The 25813-nt window shown below is 40.7% G+C and carries 18 protein-coding genes; 7 read left to right on the forward strand and 11 right to left on the reverse strand.

All coding sequences use genetic code 11. The features are described from left to right. Complete coding sequence (locus tag J8Z25_RS16855) at positions 1-246, forward strand: DUF3297 family protein (RefSeq protein ID WP_175580416.1); 246 nt, start codon at positions 1-3, stop codon at positions 244-246. Positions 247-306: 60 nt separating this feature from the next. Here J8Z25_RS16855 and J8Z25_RS16860 read toward each other — a convergent pair whose 3' ends face one another. The 3 genes from J8Z25_RS16860 to J8Z25_RS16870 are packed head-to-tail and all read right to left on the reverse strand — an operon-like array spanning position 307 to position 1721. Further along, positions 307-708 (reverse strand): MerC domain-containing protein, encoded by a 402-nt coding sequence (locus J8Z25_RS16860; protein ID WP_130050164.1) that lies wholly within the window; start codon positions 706-708, stop codon positions 307-309. Between the two features lie 45 nt (positions 709-753). Beyond that, complete coding sequence (locus tag J8Z25_RS16865) at positions 754-1221, reverse strand: Fur family transcriptional regulator (RefSeq protein WP_130050163.1); 468 nt, start codon at positions 1219-1221, stop codon at positions 754-756. Further along, positions 1218-1721, reverse strand: a complete 504-nt coding sequence (locus tag J8Z25_RS16870; RefSeq protein WP_130050162.1) for a ZrgA family zinc uptake protein — start codon at positions 1719-1721, stop codon at positions 1218-1220. Before J8Z25_RS16870 ends, J8Z25_RS16865 begins: the two co-directional genes overlap by 4 nt. A 139-nt stretch (positions 1722-1860) precedes the next feature. On the opposite strand from J8Z25_RS16870, the gene J8Z25_RS16875 reads away from it, so the two are divergent. From J8Z25_RS16875 to J8Z25_RS16885, 3 genes are all read left to right on the forward strand, one after another. Further along, on the forward strand, positions 1861-4287 hold the full coding sequence (locus tag J8Z25_RS16875; protein WP_250661465.1) for a TonB-dependent receptor: 2427 nt from the start codon (positions 1861-1863) through the stop codon (positions 4285-4287). A 28-nt stretch (positions 4288-4315) separates the two neighbouring features. Beyond that, the gene (locus J8Z25_RS16880; protein ID WP_250661466.1) at positions 4316-5707 is read left to right on the forward strand and encodes a 5-methyltetrahydrofolate--homocysteine methyltransferase; all 1392 of its coding nucleotides are present in this window, start codon (positions 4316-4318) and stop codon (positions 5705-5707) included. 156 nt (positions 5708-5863) lie between these two features. Beyond that, the gene (locus J8Z25_RS16885; RefSeq protein ID WP_250661467.1) at positions 5864-9079 is read left to right on the forward strand and encodes a S41 family peptidase; all 3216 of its coding nucleotides are present in this window, start codon (positions 5864-5866) and stop codon (positions 9077-9079) included. Between the two features lie 59 nt (positions 9080-9138). On the opposite strand, the gene J8Z25_RS16890 is transcribed toward J8Z25_RS16885, so the two are convergent. The 8 genes from J8Z25_RS16890 to J8Z25_RS16925 form a co-directional block, all read right to left on the reverse strand. Then, the gene (locus J8Z25_RS16890; protein WP_250661468.1) at positions 9139-10440 is read right to left on the reverse strand and encodes a DEAD/DEAH box helicase; all 1302 of its coding nucleotides are present in this window, start codon (positions 10438-10440) and stop codon (positions 9139-9141) included. 169 nt (positions 10441-10609) lie between these two features. Beyond that, positions 10610-11737 (reverse strand): alpha/beta hydrolase, encoded by a 1128-nt coding sequence (locus J8Z25_RS16895; RefSeq protein WP_250662050.1) that lies wholly within the window; start codon positions 11735-11737, stop codon positions 10610-10612. A gap of 169 nt (positions 11738-11906) precedes the next feature. Continuing rightward, the gene (locus tag J8Z25_RS16900; protein ID WP_250661469.1) at positions 11907-13493 is read right to left on the reverse strand and encodes an N-acyl-D-amino-acid deacylase family protein; all 1587 of its coding nucleotides are present in this window, start codon (positions 13491-13493) and stop codon (positions 11907-11909) included. A 320-nt stretch (positions 13494-13813) separates the two neighbouring features. Next, complete coding sequence (locus tag J8Z25_RS16905) at positions 13814-14323, reverse strand: GGDEF domain-containing protein (RefSeq protein ID WP_250661470.1); 510 nt, start codon at positions 14321-14323, stop codon at positions 13814-13816. A gap of 27 nt (positions 14324-14350) precedes the next feature. Then, positions 14351-15757 carry a hypothetical protein gene (locus tag J8Z25_RS16910; RefSeq protein ID WP_250661471.1) on the reverse strand — a complete coding sequence of 469 codons (1407 nt, stop codon included), beginning with the start codon at positions 15755-15757 and terminating at the stop codon, positions 14351-14353. A 577-nt stretch (positions 15758-16334) separates the two neighbouring features. Continuing rightward, positions 16335-18155, reverse strand: coding sequence for a glutamine--fructose-6-phosphate transaminase (isomerizing) (glmS, locus tag J8Z25_RS16915; RefSeq protein ID WP_130050154.1), 1821 nt, complete (start codon positions 18153-18155; stop codon positions 16335-16337). A gap of 95 nt (positions 18156-18250) precedes the next feature. Continuing rightward, on the reverse strand, positions 18251-19021 hold the full coding sequence (locus J8Z25_RS16920) for a DeoR/GlpR family DNA-binding transcription regulator (RefSeq protein WP_054552250.1): 771 nt from the start codon (positions 19019-19021) through the stop codon (positions 18251-18253). Between the two features lie 120 nt (positions 19022-19141). Next, positions 19142-21175 carry a winged helix-turn-helix domain-containing protein gene (locus tag J8Z25_RS16925; RefSeq protein WP_250661472.1) on the reverse strand — a complete coding sequence of 678 codons (2034 nt, stop codon included), beginning with the start codon at positions 21173-21175 and terminating at the stop codon, positions 19142-19144. Between the two features lie 284 nt (positions 21176-21459). Here J8Z25_RS16925 and J8Z25_RS16930 point away from each other — a divergent pair, with 284 nt between their 5' ends. From J8Z25_RS16930 to J8Z25_RS16940, 3 genes are read left to right on the forward strand one after another with little or no spacing between them, the layout of a single operon-like run. Next, a complete protein-coding gene (locus J8Z25_RS16930) occupies positions 21460-22686 on the forward strand; it encodes an efflux RND transporter periplasmic adaptor subunit (protein ID WP_250661473.1) in 1227 nt (408 codons plus the stop codon). Between the two features lie 4 nt (positions 22687-22690). Continuing rightward, positions 22691-23419 carry an ABC transporter ATP-binding protein gene (locus J8Z25_RS16935; RefSeq protein WP_130050151.1) on the forward strand — a complete coding sequence of 243 codons (729 nt, stop codon included), beginning with the start codon at positions 22691-22693 and terminating at the stop codon, positions 23417-23419. Then, the gene (locus J8Z25_RS16940) at positions 23413-25803 is read left to right on the forward strand and encodes an ABC transporter permease (RefSeq protein WP_250661474.1); all 2391 of its coding nucleotides are present in this window, start codon (positions 23413-23415) and stop codon (positions 25801-25803) included. Before J8Z25_RS16935 ends, J8Z25_RS16940 begins: the two co-directional genes overlap by 7 nt. Positions 25804-25813 lie beyond the last annotated feature (10 nt).

Genomic DNA, 25813 nt, shown 5'->3' on the forward strand with positions numbered 1-25813 from the left:
ATGACTGATACACAAAAACCAGAATTACCAAACCAACTTTCTATCAACCCACGTAGTAAATTTTATGTGGAAGAAGTTTTCGAACATGAAATTGGTGTAAAACTTAACGGCAAAGAGCGTTTTGACGTTGAAGAATATAATATCAGCGAAGGCTGGATCAAAGTCGCTTCTCCAAAAGCGCTTGATCGCCGTGGCCAACCTTTACTATTAAAAGTAAAAGGCTCTGTAGAAGTCTTCTACAAGTAATTCAGTTATTACTGAATGAGCTTGTTGGCCAATCAATGCTTGGCCAACAAGTTTATATCTCTACGAACTAAGGCACTCATTCCCTCGTTTTTTTCCGCACAAGCGAAAGTTAAACCAATGCCCAATGACGACAAATAGCGAGCCCAATAAAGTAAGTATTTTTTCTCCCGCCTCACCAATAATATTTTCGCCAAGCAGCACTGCCGCAGACAACAACACCAGCCCTGCACCGCCTAGCATCAATAATCGGTAACGCTTATGTTTTTTACAGCCTAAAAACAGTGCTAATAAGCTACTTGGCAGTACCGCAACCAACATCCAAAAATGAAACTGTTCGTTACCTAAACCCAATGCTGCAGCACTTGGTAATAAAACCAATAACACAGGCACAGCTAAGCAGTGAATAGCACACATAGCTGATAACCCTATGGCAAATTTGTCCATCTTTTCTTGTAATTTCACTGAATAATTCCTATAAAATTGAACACATGAATTATTAAAAACGCATCAAGCAATTTTTGCTTGGCACTCATTGCATACACCCATCATTTCAAATTGCTTTGTTTGTGAGGTAAAACCTGCATCATCAAAATGAGGGAAAAGCTTTGCAACATCACTCTGTGAAACCGCTAAAGTCTCTACTTTTTGGCAATGACGGCAAATCAAAAACAAAGAAATCTCACGCTTAAAAACCTCACTGTCGGTACCGTAAGCGATATATTTGTTAGCACTATTAAGTCTGCGAACAAGGTTTACCGATTCTAAAAAGCTCAAGATTCGATAAACAGACATGACAGATACACTCGAGCTTGTGCGCAGCTTATAACAACTGGCCAACTCGTAGGCCGATAGCGGTACGTCTGTGGTTAGTAATATTTGCAGTATTTGCTTGCGCTGAATGGTGAATTTTCTGCCATGTTCAAGGCAAACCTGCTTTGCTTTATTAAGTGTGCTGGTTAATCGCTGTTTATTCATAGCGGCCACTCAATATAAGGTTTTGTTGCTGTAAGCTCGGCTATCCCTTGCGCTTGCTCTGTAATCCACTGCGCTTCAATAACAGATATCGCTTCAGCCCATGCAAACAAAGTAACAGTGACTTTAGAGACCGGTTTATCACAACTAAACGAGTATTCAACTTCAAGGTCTTGATGTGAATGATGAGAATGATGCTCAAATGGGTTTTCAAAATTTGCATGAATAAGCTTACATTCGCCGTTAAATGTCACTAACTGCTCTGAATTTGCTAACTGGGCTAATGTTTGTTTGATAATTTGCTTTTGCTCAGCGGTTTCAGGCTGATGCTCAAAGCCAAAAATATCTCCAGCCGGCAAAATTAACTTAACTTGCCACTTACCTTGGTCATGAACCACAAAAAGCACTCCCTCACCATGTGAATGATGATGGTGTTGATGCCCTTGAGCTGAAAAAATACATCCAACCATCAAGCATATCACTACCAATTTTGCTGCTTTCATAACCACAATCACTCCATTTACCTCTCTTTAAGCATACTGTTACAAAAAAGAATAAAACTCATTCGTCGATTCATACTTGATACATTATAACAATTAAAGCACGATTGATACATTATAACATACCAAAGAGTGATGCATAATGAATAACATCTCAAGAGTCGCTGTCGTCATAGCAGCGTTATTACCAGCCAGTGTTTTGGCACAATCAATCAAAGGCGTTGTTTTAAATAACCAAGGTAAAGCGGTGGCTAATGCCACAGTTGACCTTGAAGGGTCTGATCAAAAAGTAACAACTAACGACAAAGGTGAGTTTGAAATCAGCGGCTTAAATAACGGCTTAAAAGAGCTACATATTTCAGCGCCAGGTTATGCTCACTTGCACCGAGATATCACACTTGCCAATGACCAAGACCACACTACAACTTTTAATCTAAAACGTTCACCCATTGAAGTTATTGATATTGAAGCAACACCGATTCATATGTCGGCAATGGAATCTGCTTCACCAGTTAGTGTGTTATCTGGCGAGCAATTAAGACGCCAACAAGCATCAACGCTTGGTGATAGCCTTGAAAAACTACCCGGCGTTAACACAAACTTCCATGCCAAGGTTGCCAGTACCCCTGTGATCCGTGGTTTAAGCGGCCCACGTGTTTTAATAACGCAAAATGGCCTAGATGTGAGTGATGTGTCACGTGTTGGTCCTGATCACTCAGTTGCATCTGAAGCATCAACGGCGCAGCAAATTGAAGTTTTACGTGGCCCAGCAACTCTTTTTTATGGCAGCGGCGCAATTGGTGGTGTCGTCAACGTGGTTGATAGCCGAGTGCCAACTGACAGCACTACACGTGGCGAGTGGAACCTAGAACATAACTCTGTAGATGAGCAAAAAATTGCTTCGTTTAATGCTACTACAGGAACAGAGTCGTTTGCCTTTTATGCTGATGCATTCTGGCGTGAATCAGACGATTACGAAGTACCTGTAGCTGCCGATATTGACGACACCGAGCGCAGCTCAAAGTACGTAGTAGAAAACAGTAATGAAGACTCAGATGGCTTTACTGTAGGCACTAGCTACTTATTTGAGCAAGGTTACGTTGGCGTTGCGGTTGAGCAGTTTAACCGCCAATACGGTATTCCTGGCCATACACATGGTGAAGAAGAGCATGAAGAACATGACCACGAAGAGGTGCACAGCGAAGAAGAAGCCGTTTTTGCAGACCTCGAGCAAACCAAAATCCAGCTACTTGGTGAATACAATATCGACAGTGAATGGCTAAGCAAAATTAACTTACGTGCTGGCCACACAGACTACGAACACGCTGAAATCGAACACGGTTCAGTAGGCACAACCTTCAAAAACGAAACCAATGAGCTTCGCGTTGACATTCTGCATAGCCAATTTGATGAGTGGAATGGTGGCGTTAGCTTTCATTACAAAAAAAGTGATGTTGAAGCACAAGGCTCTGAAGCCTTCACCCCCCCTTCTGTTACTGAAAGTATTGCCTTTGCAATTATGGAAGAAAAGCATTTTGGTGATTTTTTAGTGCAATTAGGTGGCCGTGTTGAGCGAGTCACTATTGATGCTAGCAATGTGCTGTTACCAGAAATTGACGCCCATGCTCATGATGAAGAAGGCGATGAGCACAACCATGACCACGAACATGAACACGAAGAATCAAACTACACACGTGTATTTGATGTTGCCCAAGAGTTCACACCGGTGAGTTTATCAACAGGGGTGGTATGGGATTTTACTGCGGGTTATAACCTTGGTTTATCGGTATCGCGTTCTGAGCGAGCTCCGTCTGCTTCTGAGCTGTTATCTTTCGGCCCACACATAGGCACAGCAACCTATGAAGTCGGTGCGCTTTTCGATACTCATGACGGTCATTTTGAGCTTTCACAAGAAGCTATTGATTTAGAAACTGCAAATAATATCGACCTTACATTTCGTAAAACCGAGGGTGATGTTGGTTTTATCTTCAATGCATTTTACAACCAAGTAGATAACTATTATTACCAGATCAACACAGGTTTTTACGCTGAAAGCGGTCATGACCACGACCATGGTGACGAACATAACCACGAAGATGAGCACGATCATTCATCTGAACTACCCGTTTATTTATTTAAAACAGACGATGTTGTTTTACATGGTTTTGAAGCGCAAGTTGCTTGGCAGCTAACCGACGAATTAAAAGTCGATTTATTCTCAGATTATGTACGTGCTCGTCTAAAAGACGGTGGAGATTTACCGCGTACTCCACCACTGCGTTTTGGTACCGAGTTTAGCTATCAAACAGAGAATCTAACGGCAAATATTCACGTTACACGCTACCAAGAACAAGACCGCATAGCGCATGAAGAAACCACAACTGACGGCTACACCCTCGTTGATGCCAGCATCTCTTATGACTTATCGGTACTGAACCAAGACCTATCGCTGTATTTAAAAGGCACAAACTTAACGGACACAGAAGCTCGCGTTCATAGCTCATTCTTAAAAAATATTGCACCACGTCCTGGGCGCAGTTTTGCGCTTGGTGTTCGCGGCTACTTCTAAAACAAAATTACAAATAAAGGAAACCTACATGACACACTTATTTAGATTAAAACTATTGGCACTGGCAATTAGTAGCACCCTGATCACCGCATGTGGTGACGCAGAAACAAATATTGTTGAGAAAGACCCTATCGAGGTTCCTGACGACAGTGGTGATGGCCATGATCACGATCATGACGATGGCTATACCATTGACTCAATGGGCCGTTTAGCGGTTTTAGCAGCAAATAGCAACGAAGCGAATATTTTTGATTTAGATGACGACTCACTACTAGAATCGTTTACGCTTACTCATGAATCAAGCTCATTAAATGTTTCACCAAACTACCGTTATGCCGTTATTGCTAACCGCAGCCAAGATTACTTAGGCTTTATTGATAGCGGTTTATGGCGCGAAAATCATGGCGACCATTTACATGACTATAAACAAGGCCCAGCATTTAGTAACTATGAGCTAACAACCGGCAGTCGCCCTACTCACATCGTTAAACATGATGGCCAAATGGCCGTGTTTTACGATGGTAATGCCGATACAGGTACCGTTGCCTCAGTAGAAGTATTAACCGATAACGACATTGCAAACGAAACAACAACACTTACTGGTATTCAGTACGAAATCAATATGCATGGTGTTGCAGAGCCACGTGGTGAGCACCTCGTTGCAACATTGCGTCGTGCGGATAGCGAAAGCACTTCTAATGCGAAAATCCTGCCGGATCAAATTGGTGTTTTCCATCTACATGATGGTGAATATGAGCTTGAACAAACAATTGAAGTTACCTGCCCTGATTTACACGGTGCAGCGCAAAACCATGATTATGTAGCATTTGGTTGTGGCGACGGTGTTCTGGTAGCACACCAGCATGACGATGAATACCATGCAGAAAAAATCGCAAATATTGAAGCGGTTGGCGATTTAAGAATCGGTACTTTATATGGTCATGAATCAAGCAACGGCTTTATTGGTGTTGCATCTGGTCATGGTGGCGGAGCCGCAGTTTTTGTGAGCATCAATCCGAGCGAAGCTGAAATGGAAGCCCTAGAGTGGCAACTTGATGAAGGCGCAAGCGCTGTTTCTTACTCATTCTCAGGAAGCGGTGAGCACTTTTTGGTTCTTGATAGCTTAGGCTTTTTAAACGTGCTTGCAGCCCATGAGCACGACGGCCACATGCACTGGGAGCTTGCAGGTAAAGTAGATATTACTGAAGAAGACATAACAGCGATGCCAGAAGGCATGAACTTTAGCATGACTGTGTCACAAAATAGCGAGTTTGCTTACGTTGCTGACCCGATTGCTCAGCACGTACTAAAAGTACATATCGAAGACCTTGAAATTGAAGGTGATCTTGAACTGACTTTTGCACCAAGCGCCATCACTTGGTTAGGTATCGCAGAAGAAAGTGACGATCACGACCACTAAGAAGTTATGTTTTATGGTATGACATAGCTCGCAAAGGTTGGCATTTACTGCCAACCTTTTTTATTCATATTTTGTAACAGACTTTCATCGCATCAGCATCGCTATTTGAAACTGAATAGTTATGATGTAACAGTTCCCAAAATAGGATGTAATCCCATGAAAAAACTAACAACGTTGGCACTGGCCATGGCTGCGACACTGGCACCTTGGGCATCAGCTTACGAAACTAAAGACACGCGCTTACTGCGTTTTCCAGATATTCATAATCAAAATGTTACCTTTGTTTACGGTGGCGATATTTACATTGCTAATACGCAAACAGGCGAGAGCAAACGCTTAACTGACCATATTGGCTTTGAAACCTTCCCTAAGTTTTCACCTGACGGTAAACGCATTGCCTTTGCGGCTGAGTACAATGGCAGCCGCCAAATTTATGTCATTAACAGCGATGGCTCAGGCTTAAAACAACTGACTTACTACAACGATGTTGGCCCAATGCCACCACGCGGCGGTTTTGATTATCGTGTTCTCGATTGGACACCAGATGGCAAAAATGTGGTATTTCGTGCTAATCGCACACCGTGGGGTAAGCGTATGGGTCGTCCATACATGGTGCCTGCTGACGGTGGCCTTGAACAGCCTCTAGCTATTCCAGAAACGGGCGGTGGCATGCTTTCGCCAGATGGGAGTAAATATGTTTACACGCCAATTGATCGTGAATTTCGTACATGGAAGCGCACCCGTGGCGGTCGTGCACAAGATGTCTGGGTTTACGATTTAAAAAGCAATACCTCAGAGCAGCTAACCAGTAACCGAGCTACCGATCAGCAACCAACCTGGGTTGGCGATAACATTTACTTTGTATCTGATCGTGATTACACCCTTAACCTGTATCAATACCAAAAAGGCGCTGAGCCGAAAAAACTAACCAACCATAAAAACTTTGACGTACTGTGGCCATCAGCTGGCCCAAATGCCGTTGTCTATGAAAATGGTGGCTACCTTTATCGCTTTGACCCACAAACTCAAAAAAGCACTAAGCTGAGCATTAACATTGCTGGTGTGCGTCAATATGCCATGCCGTACACAAAAAATGTCAGCGACTTTATCGACTCAATGTCGATTTCTCATGACGGTAAACGTGCGCTCTTTACTGCCCGCGGTGAGCTATTTAGCGTACCAGTTAAACAGGGCCCAACGCGTAACTTATCTTACACAGCAAAAGGCCGCGAAATTGACGCAAGTTGGTCGCCAAATGGTCGTTATATTGCTTATATGAGCGATGAAAGTGGCGAATACGAAATTTACTTAAAAGATCGCAGTAAAAATAATGCCACCAAGCAGCTAACCAGCAATGGAACTATTTGGCGCTTTACGCCAATTTGGTCACCAGATAGCTCAAAGCTGTTATTTGCAGATAAGAACCACACACTCTGGTGGATAGACGCAAAATCGGGTAAACAACACAAAATTGATACCAGCATCTACGATGAAGAAGGCATTCGCCAATATACTTGGTCGCCAAATAGCGAAGACATTGTGTTTGTGAAAAACAATGAAAACCGCTATGCCTCACTGTGGCACTACAATATTGATAAAAAGAAAGTGACTCGCTTAACGGATGAAATGACCAATGAGCAAAACCCAACTTTCTCTCCTGATGGCCAATACCTCTACTTTAGCTCTGAGCGCGACTTTAACTTAGCCTTCAGCAGCTATGAGTTTGACTACATGTTTAATCGTGCAACGCGTATTTATGCCGCTGCCGTAAATGACAGTATCAAACCGCTTATCGCGCTACAAAGTGACGAAACAGCGATCGTCAGCGATAAACAAAAAAATGAAGACAAGAAAGCGAAAAATACCCTGCAAAGCAGCGACTTTATGCAACGTGTAACCGCTTTAAATGCACCAGCAGGGGATTATCGCAGTTTAACGGCAGTCAAAGATGGCGTGCTAACACTGGCTAATGGCGGCCTACAATTAATAGGCACAGCTCACGACAGCGAGCTTGAAACTGTGGCTAAAGGGGTAAGCAGCTACACTATTTCAAGCAACGGTGAACACCTGCTTGTGCATGCGGGTAACGATTACAGCTTAATTGAGCCAAAAGCAAAACAAGACCTAGCAGCAAATAAGCTAGATCTTAGTAAGATGACCTTAAAAATTGAGCCACAGATTGAATGGCAACAAATGTATGTTGAAGGCTGGCGTACATTGCGTGATTGGTTCTACGATGAAAACCATCACGGCCAAGATTGGGACGCAATTTTAGCCAAGTATCAACCTATGGCTGATGCTATCTCACACCGTAGTGACTTAGATTACATTCTCAGTGAAATCGCAGGTGAAATTAACTCAGGCCACATTTATGTGCAGTCGGGTGATATGCCTAAAGCAGAGCGTAAAAAGCATGGTTTATTAGGTGCAAAACTTGCCAGCGATCCATCTGGATACGTAAAAATTGAGCAAATCTTCCAAGGTGAAAACTGGCATGAAGACTTCCGCTCACCACTTGGTACAACAGGGGTAAAAGCACATAACGGCGACTACATCATTGCCGTAAATGGCCGCTCAGTAAAAGACGTAGCTAACTTCTACGAATTACTAGAGAACACTCAAGGTGAGCAAGTTGAGCTAGTCCTTAACAGTAAACCGCGCAGCAAAGGTGCATGGCAAGTTACCGTTAAGCCTGTAGCTAGCGAGCAAGGCTTGCGCTATTTAGACTGGGTTAACTCTCGTGCAGCCTACGTTGATAAGCTATCAAATGGTCGTATTGGATATGTTCACTTACCAAATACAGCGTTTGAGGGTAACCGCGCCATGTTCAAAAACTACATGCCGCAAACCACCAAAGACGCCATGATTATTGATGACCGTTACAATGGCGGCGGCTTTATTCCTGAACACATGATCACTTGGCTTGCCCGTAAACCGCTTAACTATTGGAAGCGCCGCGGCGTTGAGCCAACGAAAACACCACAATTTGCTCATGATGGTCCAAAAGCCATGCTGATCAATGGTTACTCAAGCTCAGGCGGTGATGCTATTCCTTACTACTTCCGTCAAGCTGGGTTAGGTAAGCTCATTGGTACCCGTACTTGGGGTGGTTTAATTGGTATTTCGGGTAACCCAAGTCTTGTCGACGGCGGCCAAGTTATCGCGGCAACATTCCGCATTTTAGATAACGATGGCAACTGGATCATCGAAAACGAAGGTGTCACCCCTGATATCAAGGTAGTTGACCGCCCAGAGCTAATCTACCAAGGTAAAGATCCATCGATTGAACGTGCCGTAGAAGAGCTTTTAAAAGAGCTAAAAGACAATCCGAAAAAGCCTCTCACCGTGCCACCAGCACCGACTGACTTTTAATTCTTAAATGGTTGTTAAAAAGTAAAAACCCCGCAAAGATGCGGGGTTTTTTAGGGTTTTTAATGTTTCTTCCAGCCACTCCAAACATCGTCTTCTTGGTTGGCTTTGTTTTTTTTCTTTTTCTTACCTGTTCCCGCAGGTTTCGCTACGGGCTTGTCGTTTTTAAGTGCTTGTGCGGCATCGAGGTTTGCTTGATTTACGGTAAAACCAGGGACTTCTTCGCGCTCTAAACGAAATTTATTTTTCTTTTCGATAATTTTAAAATGATGAAAGTCTTCGTAATCAATCAGTGATAACGCTAACCCAATTTCACCGGCGCGACCACTTCGGCCAATACGGTGCATGTAATCGGCAGGGCTACGGGGTAAATTGAAATTAATCACTACAGGCAATTTAGCAATATCTAAACCACGAGCAGCAATATCAGTGGCAATTAACACCTCAATTTCGCCATTTTTAAACTTTTCGATTACGCGAGTACGTTCACTTTGGCCCTTATCACCATGAAATACCTGCGCATTAATACCACGCTTTTCAAGCTTACTCGCCAAGTGCCCACAATCTTTCTTTGCATTCACAAAAATCAACACTTGGCGCCATTTATGGTTTTTTATTAAGTGCGCTAAAACAGTGGTCTTCTCACCTTTATTTACGGTAAAGACACGCTGTACTAGAGTGCTCTCCTGTTTGCTTTGAACTTGTATTTCTACAGGGTCATTTAACAGCTTTTGGGTTAATAGCTTAACTTGATCTGGGAACGTCGCTGAAAACAGCATTGTTTGTTTTTTAGCGGGCATAAGTGCTAATAGCTCAGCAAGTTCTTCGGTAAAACCAAGACTCAACATGCGATCTGCTTCATCAAGCACTAAGGTGTTTACGTTATCAAGCTTAATAGCATTGCTTGAAATTAAATCAAGTAAACGCCCAGGGGTTGCCACAATAATATCGGCACCGCCTCGCAATGCTTGCATTTGCGCATTCACCGACACACCACCGAATACCGCGACAGTTTTAATCGCACCATTAAAATTTGCAGAGTACGATTTAACGCTATCGGCCACTTGCACCGCGAGTTCTCGGGTTGGCACTAAAATAAGCCCTGATACAAAGTTACCTTTGCCTTGTGCTTTTTTAAGTCCCTTATTTAAAAAGCACTTTTGCAACATAGGCAGAGCAAATGTCGCTGTTTTACCTGAACCTGTATTTGCTCCTGCAATTAAGTCACTACCCGCTAAAATGCTTGGAATTGCTTTTGCCTGAATAGGTGTAGGCTGGGTATATTCAAGATCAGCCAATCGAGCAAGTAGCTCTGGAATAAGGCCAAGTTCGTTGAAATTGCTAGAGTTTACGGTTGAGGTCATAAAAGGTGTAGGCTCATTACTAAAATAGCCTGCGATTTTAGCGTATTTATTGGCCGTTAAGTAGGGATTAGTGATTTTAAATACCTTTTAAATAACAGAAACTGGTTTATGATAATTGCTCAATATTAAAATGAGTGCTTTAAAGCCAACATTTAAGTTGGCCATATTTTTAACTCTTGCTCAACTGTGCTTGCAACCTCGTTTTTGTCTCTTTTAAGTAATCAGGGTAAGGATAAGAGTCATCTGCAACGGCTATTGCAGCCTCGATTTGAACTAATGCTTGGCGAATATTACCTTGCATTTCATAGCCATATGACAAAGCTGACAGTGCATACGCTGATTTAGGGTAGTTTTTGATATTGTACTTAAACACCTCAATAGCCCGCTCAAATTGCTGGTTATCCGTTAAGCTGTAACCCAGCATCCTAACAGCACGGTCTGGTGGCGCTATTTGCTCGCCCCATTGCTGAGATAAACGTTGATAATAGGCATCAATTGATGAAACATCATCGCCCAATGCACTCAGAGGCATATGTTTAGATAAAAATAAGCCATGGTACGCATTAAATGCCCCAGCAGCTGAGGTTAGGTTATGCGAAACGCCTACAAAGGCATCGCTCTTAAAGCGCAGATTTTGCACCTTACTATTTTGCATTGTTTGCTGCATATCATCGTATCTTTCGCGCATAATGCCAGCTTCTTCGCCGATATTCATATATACATAGCTGTTAATAGTTTTGGCTTTAGTAACAAAGGTTTTTAGGCTCTTAGCCGGGGCGCCATAGTTCCACCATACCGCAGGGCTATAAGCAATATGCGCTTGAAATAGCTCAGGGTCAGCCTGCATTGCGTAAAGAGCAAATACACCCGCAGCTGAGGCGCCTGCGATAACTCTATAATCATGAGTACGATACTGTTTATTAACCAAAGGCATCAGTTCTTGCTCTACGAAAGCTAAAAACTTTGCTGCACCACCGCCTTCACCAACAGGCCCTTGTGGTTCTTTGTTCACTGTGGGATAAAAATCTCTAAGTCGATTGGTGCTTTCAATCGCAACTACAATCACCTCTGGCGCTTGATCATTTTGTTGTAAGCGTTCAAGCACAGCATTAATCAATGGTAAATTACCGACCCCATCTAAACGGTAAATAACGGGATATCTTTTGTTTGGATCTGTTTGGTAGCTTTTTGGTAATTGCACAACGACTGTGCGCTGCTCACTAAGATTACTTGATTCGATAGTATGCGTATGTTGGCTGTAATTTGTAACCGCATCATCTGCAGCTGGTTCAGCCATTACATGACTAGTACAGAGTAAAAAACCACTAATAAAGAGTAACTTAAATAGTCGCACGACTTATCCTTAAGAAATATTGGTAATTTTTTAAGCTAACAGAATTGCAGGTACAAACAAAGATAACTTATGTACTTTTTTCGTAAAAAAGTACATGTAAGTCATTCTTTTACTAAAGCGTATGACGCAATATTTGCCCGGCACTTTTACCCGTCATGCCATCCGGTGATTTAATGACTTGGCCATTAATAATGACGTATTGAATTCCTTCTGCGTACTGATGAGGTGCGCTAAACGTTGATTTATCAGCAACCGTCTCAGGGTCGAGTATGACAATGTCAGCAGCATAGCCTTGTGCTATCACTCCTCGGTCAGTTAGGCCCATTCTTGCTGCAGGTAAACTGGTCATTTTACGTATTGCATCAGGTAACGAAATTACCCCTTGTTCACGCACATAATGACCTAGTACTCTAGGAAAGGTGCCGTATCCTCTTGGATGCGGGTTGCCTTTACCAAGTTCTGAACCACCCGCATCGGTGGCGATTGCGGTAATTGGGTAAGCCATAATGTACTTAACATCATCTTCATTAATAGCGTGGAAGATCCCCTGAGCACCGCCATTTGCTTGAATTTCAATGGCAAGTTCAGCGGCTTCATCAATACTTTGCGCTCGCCCTTCACGCTTTAATACTTCAGCAAAGGTTAGCCCATCCCATGTAGGGTTTGCCGCATAATGCGCTATTTGCAGCCTTGCGGGGTCACCACCGCCTCTATCTTCACGGATATTTTTGATCAAACCTTGTTTTATTTTTTGCCTTAGTTCTGGATCTTGTAGACGCTTTTCAACTTCAGCTTGGCCACCAGCCAATGACCACGCCGGAAATAAAATAGCAAACCGCGTAGAAGAAGCCGTGTAAGGATACTGATCGAGAGTGACATCTAAACCCGCTTTGCGAGCATCACGGATCATTTGAATAGTTTGCTTACTCTCACCCCAATTTGGATGACCAATCAGCTTATGATGAGAGATATGCACAGGAATACCGGTCTCTTTTGCAACATCGAGCACTTCATTCATCGCCGTGACAATCTCTGCGCCTTCATCCCGCATATGAGAGGCAAAAAATCCATGCTGAGCATGAGCGGTTTCGGCAAGCACCTTTACTTCAGCAAAGTTTGAGTACACACCAGGAACATATTTAAGCCCAGTCGATAAACCAAACGCCCCCTGCTGCATCGCTTTATCTACCAGCACTTGCATTGCTTTTAGCTCATCAGCGCTGGCAAGCCGCTGCTCTTCACCCATTACAGCTTTACGAACATCATTATGGCCAATTAATAAGGCTAAGTTAGGCCCTAGAGGTGAACGCTCGGTTTGCGCAAAAAATTGCTTAAAGTCGACAGGAGAAAAACCACAGTTACCGCCCAAAATAGTGGTAATACCCTGCTGTACTAAGTTATCGAGCCGAGGCAGCTCTGCAATTGAGCGCTCAGCATGGGAATGTAAATCAATAAAGCCAGGGGCAACAATCTTGCCTTTGGCATCTATAACTTGTTGAGCTTTCTCAGCCGTCATGTCACCAATTTTAGTGATCTTGCCGCTTTCAATGCCAACATCTGCGTGAACCGCTTTGCCACCAAGACCATCGAGCAACATAGCGTTTTTGATGATGAGATCAAAAGATTGCCCATAAGCAATGCCGGAGCTGAGCACTAATACGAACAATCCTATTGAGGTTAAAACACTGCGCTTTTTCATTGTTATTATCCTTAGCCTGAGTGTTTAACCATCCTAATCAATTGCAATACAAATTGCATCAGTGAACAGTAATCAAACAAGTTACAGTCACAAAAAAGCCGGCTAATTAGCCGATGTAGATGCTTAACAAAGTCAGAAACAAAAATAACGCGAGCATTTGAGTGAGCAAAAATCGCTCTAATTTTATATATCAAAGTTGGAAACAAAAACTCTGTTGATATATCTTACGTCAGATGATTTCAACTGAAAAAGTTAAACGTATTCTATTTTGCATTGCTAATTACGATCGATTTAAACGCCATTAACAATACAATCTATTTTTATGACTCTGTCTTTGCTCGTCCATTCGCCTTGGCTTTGTATAGTAAGCCGTCACATTGTTTAATAATACAGTCTATATTAGAAACCTGATTGATTTCGACAACACCTGCTGAAAAGCTAACATTTGTCGTAGAGTCCAATTCTTTCCAGCTATTAATACCTTCAAATTTTTCTCTAATGCCATCAACGAGCGTAACCGCTGTCTTTTTATCTAAGTTGTTTAATATTAATAAAAACTCTTCACCGCCATAACGACAAAATAAATCTGTTTCTCTAATACGTTCTGAAACTACGTTACTAAACCCTTTTAAAACTTCGTCACCGGCTAGGTGACCATAGGAGTCGTTTATTTGCTTAAAATGATCCAGATCCACTAGAACGAAACAGGTCGAGTTATTAACTTGCAGTGCCTTCTCGGCCAATTTGTACATTGCTCTTCTTGTTTTTGCACCAGTCAATGTATCTGTTTCTGCTATTCTTTTTAAGGCCCTCTTATCACGCCAAAACATAAATGTAGCTGTCGCCAGCAAAGAAAATTATAGAATAAAAATGATGAGCTGTAGGTTAAGGTTTTCCTTCTTTAGTTCTGCCTTTTCCTGCATGGATAATTCATTTCTAAACTTTGCTATTTCAATATCCCTAGTTAAAGAATCAATCGGCGTAATGTTCCCTATCCCAAAATGTTCTGAGTTGTAATTTACCCTAGCAGATTGGTATAACTTACCAAAGTAAAACGCTTTATCATAATTACCATTTAACTCATATAATCGTCTTAAGTTATGATAAATAGTTAAACTTACATCCCCCGGGTGATTACTGTTATTCATGAAAGAATTTGCCTGATCGGCATAGTCTTTAACTATACGCTCAAATTCGACTTCTTTGCTTTCCTCTATTGCCGATGCTAGAGCTCTAGCAAGCTTTAAATACATAACTAATGATTCATTTGGTTGATTACCAATGAGTTGTTCCATTTGTTTAGAAAGCTTTAAAATAGTTACCCCATCCTGCTGTTGATTTCGATGAGTTAATACAGAAATTTTCAACATCTTAGAAATAAACAGTTCGATATCATTTTTATTGCGTTCAGCTCTTCTAATTGCTTCGTCACTTAATTTAAGCGCCTCGTCAAACCGACCCAGTTTATTAAGTGCATAAATACTGGGATTGATGTATAGAGGTTTTTTTTCTTCTTCACTTAATAATGATAACAATACATTACCGTGCTCTAAAGCAGCCATATGCAGTTGCAAATCGTTATAAATGTCTGCAATCCAGTGATGAACACGGATTGATGACATTTGGGTTTCCATAGGCCTCAACGGGTCAAATTTTCTCAAATAAGGTAAAGCATATTCATATTCAGATAACGCTTTGAGCAATGAAATTTCTTCTATTTCTTCTCCTAAACGAGCACTAACAATTGCAATTGCATGCTTGTCTCCAAGTTCAATAATCTGCTGTTTCAAGTTTTGTAACTGTGGGATAGTGATGGCAACTCTTTTATTAGGAGTTGATTCGACATTAACACCATGAATATAAATGTAAAAACTTCTATTCGCAGCGTATAACTCTGTATCAATAGATTGTAAATAAGCCCAGTTTTGCTCAGATAAATTATATTGGTTGATTGTTAAAGTTGAAGATAACAGGCCCCGAGAAGCAAGAGTTTCCCTAATTATCGTTTGAAATATTTTACCAAGTATAGAATCGTCCGCTAATAAGTTTGAATTCTCTATTTTTTCAATAAGTTCAACACGTCCAGCCCCATTGACCTCTTCAATAACCTGCGATGCCAAATAAACAAGTTTGCTGTATTCCCCAGCAATTTGCTGCGGTGTTTGAGGTTGAGCTTTGCAATTCGCAAAGAATAGAGTTAGTGCAATATATGCCAACCAAATACTTATTTTTTTGATAACTTGCTGCTCCGAACGTTTAATCATTTCTATCAAAACTTATAACAATATCATTAAGCTATATAATATAAAACCACATAAAATCCCCCTTATTACTTATCAACCTTGTGATAAAAACAAGTTAACAATAAGGGTAGTAGATTGTGCTCTGAGGGGTGGGAAGTCCACTTGTTCAAATAAAAATGGCTGCCTTAATATTTGAAATTCAATTTTTTGGACTTCATCTAATGTTATTGGGCATCTTTAACTATAGCATCATCACGATTTTTATATTTTCAATATTCAGCTTTATTGGACTCTTCGTTATGTGAATCGTTAAACTTAAACTGCGTGCGCAGCCAGAAATCGAATGGCATGGTAAGCCAGCAGCTTTAGCTGCTGCCATATTTTAGATAAACCATCTTCCAAAAGACAATTTAGGGCTGTTTATGACTTTCCTACAAAGAAACAAGGTAAGTCTGGAGGTGTGGGAGAGGTATACGAATACTAAATATCATTAAAGTAATAAAACGGCCATGAAATTGGCCGTTTTAATATATTTCAAACTTTGTTCTGTAGTTTCCAACTTTATTTAGAATCCACAGCCGGCTCTTTATACTTTAACTTACTCAACCGTTACCGATTTTGCTAGGTTTCGAGGTTGGTCTACGTCGGTGCCTTTAATAACCGCAACATAGTATGAAAGCAGCTGTAGTGGAATTGTATATACAACTGGGGCAATCACGTCATCGACATGATTTACGTTGATTACACGCATCGTTTCGTCAGAATTGAACGCTGAGTCTTTGTCTGCGAATACATAAATAATACCGCCACGGGCACGTACTTCTTCTACGTTTGATTTAAGCTTTTCTAGTAGTTCGTTGTTTGGTGCCACAACAATGATAGGCATGTCGGCATCAATCAACGCAAGAGGGCCATGCTTAAGCTCACCCGCTGCGTATGCTTCGGCGTGAATGTATGAAATTTCTTTCAGCTTGAGCGCACCTTCCATCGCGATTGGGTATTGTGAACCACGACCTAAGAATAGTGAGTGGTGCTTGTCAGCAAATTCTTCAGCTAAATCTTCAATCCCTTCAGCAAGTAGTAATGCTTCTTCTAACTTGTTAGGAAGTGTTTTAATTGCATTCACAATCGCACTTTGATCTAGGCCTTTTTCTTGCGCAATAGATGCCGTTAGCATTAATAAGCCAACAAGCTGTGTGGTGAAAGCTTTAGTTGATGCAACACCAATTTCAGCACCTGCTTTTGTCATAAAGGCTAAATCAGATTCACGTACTAACGATGAACCCGGTACGTTACAAATGGTCATTGACGCCATGTAACCTTGCTGTTTTGCAAGACGAAGTGCAGCAAGCGTATCGGCTGTTTCACCAGACTGTGAAATGGTCACAAGTAAGCTGTTTTCATGTACAAATGATTCACGGTAACGGAACTCAGAAGCAATCTCGACATTACAGCTTACGCCTGCAAACTGCTCAAGCCAGTAACGAGCAACCATGCCTGAGTGATATGATGTACCACAGGCAATAATTTGTACGTGTTTTACATCTTTAAAGATTTGCTGAGCACTATCGCCGAAGGCATCAATCGCTACAGTATCATTAACTAGGCGGCCATCAAGCGTGTTACGTACAGCAAGTGGCTGCTCGTAAATTTCTTTCAGCATGTAGTGACGATATTCGCCTTTACCTGATGCATCTTGCGTAATGTTTGATTCAATCACTTCGCGCTCTACTGCATCGCCGTTTGCATCAAAAATTTCAACACTGTCGCGAGTAATACGAGCAACATCGCCTTCTTCAAGGTAAATAAAGCTACGTGTAACAGGTAATAGAGCAAGTTGGTCAGAGGCAATAAAGTTTTCGCCAAGACCCAAACCAATCACCAATGGGCTACCAGAGCGCGCTACGATGATTTCGTTGTCGTTCGCTTTATCAAAAACAACGGTACCAAATGCACCTTCAAACTGCTTAACTGCAGCTTGTACTGCTGCTAAAAGCGTATCGTGCTGTTGGCGAAGTTGGTGAATAAGGTGCACCATTACTTCAGTGTCTGTTTCTGATAAAAACTCATAACCGTCGCCTTTAAGCGCATCACGTAGACTGGCATGGTTTTCGATAATACCGTTATGAACTAGGGCAATTTCGCTGTTCGAAACATGTGGGTGAGCATTCGCTTCAGTTACGCCACCATGAGTTGCCCAGCGTGTATGTGCGATACCTGTAGTACCATTTACTGCTGCATCATTCAGTGCCGCTTCAAGATTAGCAACCTTACCCACTGACTTTACAGTGTTTAGCTCAGTACCTTTAAGTAAAGCCACACCAGCCGAATCATAACCACGGTATTCAAGACGCTTTAGGCCTTCAACAAGTATTTTGTTTACTGGGCGTTCTGCAACAGCCCCAACGATTCCACACATAATTTCTCCTTTTGCACATGCCAAAGCGTTTTACTTTGGGCGGTATGTGTTGTCATAAATTTAATGTAATAAGGTGTTGTCGGTCTTATTACGGGTTATTCAATTTCTGCACAGATCAGCTGTACTCCACATGCTGTTATCGCCTCACGCTTATCTGCGCTTAGATTGTTGTCTGTGATAACAGTGGTAACACGCTGCCAAGGCAGTTCTAAATTAGGTATTCTTCGGCCAATTTTTTCTGACTCTACCAGCACCACTACCTCTCGGGCAGCTTCAGCCATTACTTGGCTAAGCCCCACTAATTCATTGAAGGTTGTGGTACCTCTATCAATATCAATGCCATCGGCACCAATAAAGAGTTGGTCAAAGTCGTAAGAGCGTAGAACATTCTCCGCAACTTGGCCTTGAAACGATTCTGAATGCGGATCCCAGGTTCCCCCAGTCATCAATAATGTTGGCTCATTTTCTAATGAAAGTAGTCGGTTAGCGACATTAATAGCATTTGTCATCACCACTAAACCGCGTTTACTCGCAAGCTCTGGGATCATCGCCGCGGTAGTGCGACCGCTATCAATGATGATGCGGTTATGATCTTTAATCAGCTTTGCAGCGGCCTGTGCGATTGCCATTTTGCGAAGCGAGTCGCTTTTCTCATTGCTATTTGCAACGATTTCTTGCGGCAGTGCAATAGCACCACCGTACCGGCGCAGTAATAAGCCACTTTTTTCAAGTGCTGTCAGATCTTTACGAATGGTCACTTCAGAAGTTTGAAACTGCTCAGCTAACGCTTCAACAGCAACTTCACCAAGTTCATTCACTTGGCTTAAGATTGTATGGCGACGTTGTTGAGTGTTTCGTTTTGTCATTTATATGATCACATAAGTTTCGTTTCGAAAGTTTTTGGATTTTAAACGAAACAATATAAATGGCAAGTCAATGTTTTGAGAACACACCTTATTAAGATATGTGGCCTATAGAGCCATTGATTAAATGCTTAAAGAAACTATTTCTGTAGATTGCTTTCCTAACCTTTTAATAATAATTAAATTATTTATCTTATCCACATAGAAATAAGGCCAAACTTCATTAAATGGAAACTCCTGTGTTAACAGAGTGCTGCCATCAACATCATTTATATTCATTTCATAGAAAGTTGTATTGCCAATAAGGTTATAATTACTCCATAACACTCTATCTTCAACAATAGCCCAGTTTACAATTGCATCGTTAGGCAGCGTTATCGGTAAGGCCGTAAAGCTATTATTATAAGCATCAAATCGAGATAAATTCCCCCACTCGTCACCCACTATGTACCCTCCTTCAAATTCGCGAATATAACGATAACCTTTAAAAAGGAGCGTATTCGTTCTATCTGCCATAGTCTGTTCAAAAATCTGCCACTCCCCATCTGTTTTGATAGAATAGAGGATAGAGTCTTCATTATCGGAAAAGCTGACATCCCCGATCAATTCATCTGTTTTCGATACGTAATTCAATGTATTCGTTATGACATTGAATATAGCGGTTCGGTTATGATGCTTGAGTAATACATATTGTCCAGATTTTGAAGGACTGATCAATTTAAGTGGCTGCTCGGTTTGAAATAATTCAACTTTACTTGCAGAGTTATGCTTTTCATGTAGAGTTAAATAATTAACTTTATTGCGTTTTTCTATCACCCACACTTTATTGCCTAAAGAGTGATAGGTGGTAATACGCCCCTGTTCAGTGTTATTACTTTGTATCACTTCTGTGGTTTTAAATACCTCCATAGGAAGCTTTTTTTCAATAAAAGTATTAAGTCTTTCGCGAGTTTTAATCGCCAATAAAGTATGTGGGTCAAGTACGTTTAGAGCTGTAACAGTGGTATTCATAACCACTTCTGTATTGCCTGTTTTAATATTTAACTTTATCAGTTGTTTCTTATCAGCAAAAACAAGGTGCTCATCATTAAGCCATTGCAAGCTGTAAATCACATCATGATGATCATAATTAAAAAGCGTGTTGCCGGTTTCAGGATCAAGAATACGTATGTTATTACGTTTACTGTCTAAAAATACTCTAAGCACAGCAACTTTACTCATATCAGGTGAAATATCAGCATATGAGTCATACACCCCTTTTTGAGCCACAGATGTCACTTCTTCTATAAGGCCGCCTACTCTATTTAACTTATAAAGAAGCATGCTACCGTGAGGTTGCTTTTGCCCTGTAAAAAATAGGCTATTATCATTTTTATTAAAAAATACACTGGTAATAAAATGAAAATCGGAAACTAACACCTCTACGTTATTCGCTGGGTTTATTAGAGATACCCTCTTAATTTTTGCAGAGCCAACATCATTATCCGAAAAGTATAAATATCGATCATTATTTGAAAATGCTAATCCAATAGGCAAGGTTGCAGTGTCTGTGAGAGGTTTAATTGACTGATTATCTAGATTTTTCAAGTAAATTTGATAATTACTCTCGTGACTTAATCGATTGCTAAAAGCGATGTACTTACCATTATTCGATACGCCAAGTGATCGCTTTTCAGAAGTAATAGTGTCAATAACTGTCAGGGGATCGTCATGGTTTTTTTTAGGTAGAAAATATACAAACAGAGCGCAAATAAATGCTATCGAAAAGGTTGCTAATATAAGGTTATATTTTTTTCTTTGACTAGTTGGGATGTTTGTATTCGAAGGTTGCTCTGTTTCTATAGAGGACACTTCTTCAATAGTGCAAATAAGCTTATAGCCCCGTTTCGGAAGAGACTGAAGAAAAGTAGGTTCTTTGTGATCATCACCTAATACACTACGGATTTTACTAATAACTCGTCTAACAGCAGCATCAGAAACACAACGATCTTGCCATAGGTTTTGGTGTAAATCAGCCATTGAAATGTAACGGTCGTTATGCTCAATAAAATACATTAAAACAGCAAATACCTTTGGCTCTAATATAATTGACTGTTCATCAACCAGAAGAGACATCTCTTCTGTATTTAAATAGCACTTTCCAATCCGAATAAGCATACAACTGAGTCACTCATCTACCTTAATGATCCCTCTACAAAATATTGTACTTTACTATTAACTAGGTTACTACAAACAATATAAACACTTGATAAATAAAAAAGTTACAGTTTAGTCACAGTAAAATCAGAGGAAGATTATTGGTTTCATGATTACCTTTACGTATTTTACCTTCTCGACTTCAAGCCTTTTGCCACAGCATTAGTAAGTTAAAAATATTTATATTGATAAAACGTGCATTGATAGCAGAGAAATGATCACATGAGTTAGGAAGGAAAAAAATAATGAAACTCTCATCTAAACTTGTTTATCAGGGGTTAATTGGTTTGTCAGCCATTATGCTTTTATCTGGTTGGCGGTTAGGGTTTGCAGATAATGCAGAAGTGCTCTCTCTTGAATCTGTAACGATGGCAAAAGTAGAGCGAGGTGACTTTTCTATTAAAGTTGAAGGTTATGGTTCTCTTCAATCAATTAATAAAAGACTGCTCACAGCCACCAGCAATGCTGTTGTCGACGAAATAAAGCTAAAAGCAGGGGCCGTTGTAGAGCCTGATACAGTTATCCTGACATTAAACAACCCTGAGCTTGAGAGTAAGCTTCGTCTAGCTTTAGCAAAGCTCAAAAATGCAAAGACACAGAAACGTCAAACTTTGTTAGTGCAACAACGGGAGCTGTTAAACAATGAATCAAGTATCTCTGAGTTAAAAGCACAAGCAGAAATTGCCATGCTCCAAGTAGAAGCCGAACGCTCTTTAGCTAAGTCGGGAATAGTCTCTGGGATTAGTGCTAAAAAAAATGAATTGGAAGCGAAGCAGTTACTTAAACGCATCAGCCTCGAAGAATCAAAATTAGACAAGCTCACTGAAATGCAAAAAGAAGCACTTTCAATTCAAGATGATCTTATTTCTCAAGCAGAAGATGAGTTCAACGTCGCAAAACTTATGGTCGAGCAATTATCTGTAAAAGCAGGAATGAAAGGGGTCATCCAGCGCCTTCCTCTCAGTTTAGGGCAAAGTGTAACAGCAGGCTCTGAGCTTGCACTCATTGGCAGCCTATCGCCATTAGTTGGGGAAATAAAAGTTCCGCAAATTCAAGCGCACTTAATTCAAATGGGCATGAAAGCCGACATTACAACACTCAATGAGCAGGTGCATGGACGAGTCGTTCGTGTTGACCCTGTTATCAATGATGGTGCTGTACAGGTTGATATTGAACTTGAAGCAATTGAGCATGGCAGCATGAAACCAATGCAACAGGTTGATGCAACCATCTACGCTGACGTACAAAAAGATATGAATTACATAAAACAACCCAGTGATGCTAAAGAGGGAGCCTATGGTTCACTATTCAAGCTAACGAGTGATAACAGGGCTGTTAGAGTTGATGTGCAATATGGCAAAACATCAGGACAGCTAATTCAAGTGTTATCAGGCTTAGAGCCTGGCGAGCAAGTTATTATTTCCACCTTAGATATTCCTGCTGAAACAAAAATGATAAAAATAGAGAGCTAGAAGTATGAACACTGAAATTTTAAGGGTTAATAACTTAACTAAGTCCTTTACCAATGGCGATCAAGTTAGTCAAATTTTAAAAGGAATTAGCTTCACTGTTTATGATGGCGAATTTATTTCTATTTCAGGCCCATCAGGGTGCGGAAAATCAACTCTGCTGAATATTATGGGATTACTCGACACCCCACAAAGCGGTGAATATTACATCGACGGCTTACTGGTTTCTGATATGGACTCAACGCAGCGCTCTAAAGTTCGTGGAAACAGAATCGGCTTTGTATTTCAATCTTTTAATCTAATAGATGAAATGACCATCTTAGAAAATGTAGCACTGCCTTTAAAATACAGAGGGGATTCGCTTTCAACGCGCCATGCACGAGCTTTAGATTGCTTAGAAAAAGTAGGCCTTGCAGATAAAACTGATTTATACCCTAACCAAATATCAGGGGGTCAACAGCAACGCGTTTCCATTGCTCGCGCTTTAGCTGGTGATTCAGGAATTATGCTTGTCGATGAACCAACAGGTAACTTAGATTCTAAAAACGGTGATGCCATCATGGCATTGATCAAAGACCTTAATCAGCAAGGCACAACTATCGTTTTAGTGACCCATGACCCGCGTTATGCCAACATGGCATCTCGTAATATTCAATTAAAAGATGGCTCTGTAATAGCTGAAAATGATGATATCAATACGCCAATAGAGGCAAATCGAGTTGCTCAGCCATGTTAAAAGTAGCCTACAATACCTTCAAACGTGCTAAACAGTACTATTTAACTACCGTATTTACATTAGCGCTCACTCTTTGCATGGTACTAAGTGCATTTAGCTTAGTGGATTTAGTCTTTTTCTCCCCCTTACCTTATCAACAAAGTGATAATTTATATTTACTGGAAGGCACCGTAAACTCAAAAAGCTATTCAGGCCCTGCTAGTAATTCAAAAGTAATGAGTTATATAGAGAATGAAAATACTCTCTTTACTGACATGGCTACCTACCATAAGTGGACCAGTTATAAATTATTAGACAGGCCAACTAGACCCGCTGTAGACGTTATTCTTGCATCTAATAACTTGTTTGACCTGCTTGGTGTAAAACCTGAACTTGGCAGATTATTTAATAACACCGAGGCGCTCGGCAGTAAACACATGTCTGTCGTTTTAGGCTATAGGGCATGGCAAGAACTTTTCCAGGGGCGAGGTGATATCATTGGTCAAAAAATACAGTTAAATCAACGCCGATTTACTATTGTTGGTGTAGCTCCAGATAATCTTGTTCTGCCCCACTACAAAAATATAAACGATGCAATATGGTTACCTATTGATGTCGATGAGGTATTTGATCCCAAAACAGCAAATGGGTTTATGGGTGCATACAAAAGTGTGGTTAGATTAAAAAGTACAGTATCAGAATCTGCAATCACACAACAGTTATCAGATCTATCACTGAAAGGCGCTCAGCTCTATGCTCCTAATATTCTGAAAGACTTTACTGTTAACGCACGTATCACGACATTTAGTGAAGCATTAAAAGGTGATAGCGGAAAAATAGTACTTATGTTGCTTTTAGGCGTTTGTTTATTATTAATCATTGCACTGATCAACCTGTCTAGTATGCAACTTGCAAAAGCAATTACCCGTATAAAACCTATTGCTATTAGCTTTGCATTTGGGGCAAGTACAAAACAACTCATTGTTGAAACACTAAAACATAACCTATTACTCATTAGCATTGCTGTCATACTAGCATTAACACTCACCCAAATAGGGTTTATGGTTATTCAAAGCTTAGCCGCAAACGCCATACAACGATTAGATACGCTTTCGCTAAGCATTAATACGCTTCTCTTTTCAACATTTTTGATTGTTACTATTGCTGCACTGTATTCATTTATAGAATTGAGTGTCGTAAAAGAGAAAAACTTAATTAGTAGCTTGCAAAGCAGCGGTAAAGGAACCGGAAAACAAATGAGTTCAGCGACAAGCCACTTGTTAGTTGGCTTACAGATCTTATTCTCCTTTTTAGTATTAACTGCCGCAAGTCACGTTGTTTTGGTTACACTCTCTGAAGCACTGAGAGATAATGGCATAAACACTAAAGGTAAATACTCACTTACAATAAATTACAGTAATATCTACAAATCTAATGAGCGAATCAATATTCATAAAGCGGTTATCCAGCAGTTATTAAACCTCAATAATGTGAGCAGTTTGGCAACTTCATCAGAACAGCGCTTACCCGATACGGTTAACGTCAATCAAATATATGATGAAGCTGGTCAATATATTGCGCAAGCGCGTAATAGCTTAGTTTCCAACAATTATTTTGCAGAATTAGATCTTAAATTAACAGGCAAGGGCTTTAACAAAGGTGATGAAAAACTCAAAAATCCGCCAATTGTAGTCAATCAACGCCTTGCGGATATGTTGGATAAAAACACACAAAATGTACTAAATAGTAAAGTCAGCTTTGACAGCAAAACGTTTTATTCTATCGTAGGTGTAGTCAGTAATACCTACGTACCAGGAAGACCTGAAAGTGAAAACTTTGAAGTGTTCACACCCAACGATTATCCAGGTTGGAGTCAATATACCTACCTTCTAACAATGAAAGATTCCGCATCAATATCGCAAATTCAGCAACTGATCTACGGGATTGATAAACGCTTAGATATACATTCATTAGCGTCATTAACAACTCAATTTGATGAGCAACGACAACGCCATTTAAACGCTGCCTGGCTTGCTATTGTCCTTGCATCAACGTCATTGCTTATGGTGTGTATTGGCATAAACGGCATTGTTAACTACCTAATTAAAGTACGCAAATATAGTTTAGGCGTTAAGCTTGCTATGGGCGCTGATAACCTAAGATTGTTAAAAGAAAGTTTACTAGAGCTTATGCAACCCATAACGATGAGCTTGGTACTCGCCTTTTCATTAGCATTTTTAATCATTGGTTATTGCTTTTCACTACCAAATGTAACCCTGACTATAAACTGGTGGCTGACACTATCCATCTGGCTTGGCCTTTTAACTATGGCTGTCATCACGAGCTTTTTTCCAATCAATAAAACACTTAGACAAGATCCAATAAAGGCATTACGCAATGAATAGATTTCTTATA

This window comes from Pseudoalteromonas sp. SCSIO 43101, from assembly GCF_023650775.1.
Taxonomy (GTDB): Bacteria; Pseudomonadota; Gammaproteobacteria; order Enterobacterales; family Alteromonadaceae; genus Pseudoalteromonas; species Pseudoalteromonas apostichopi.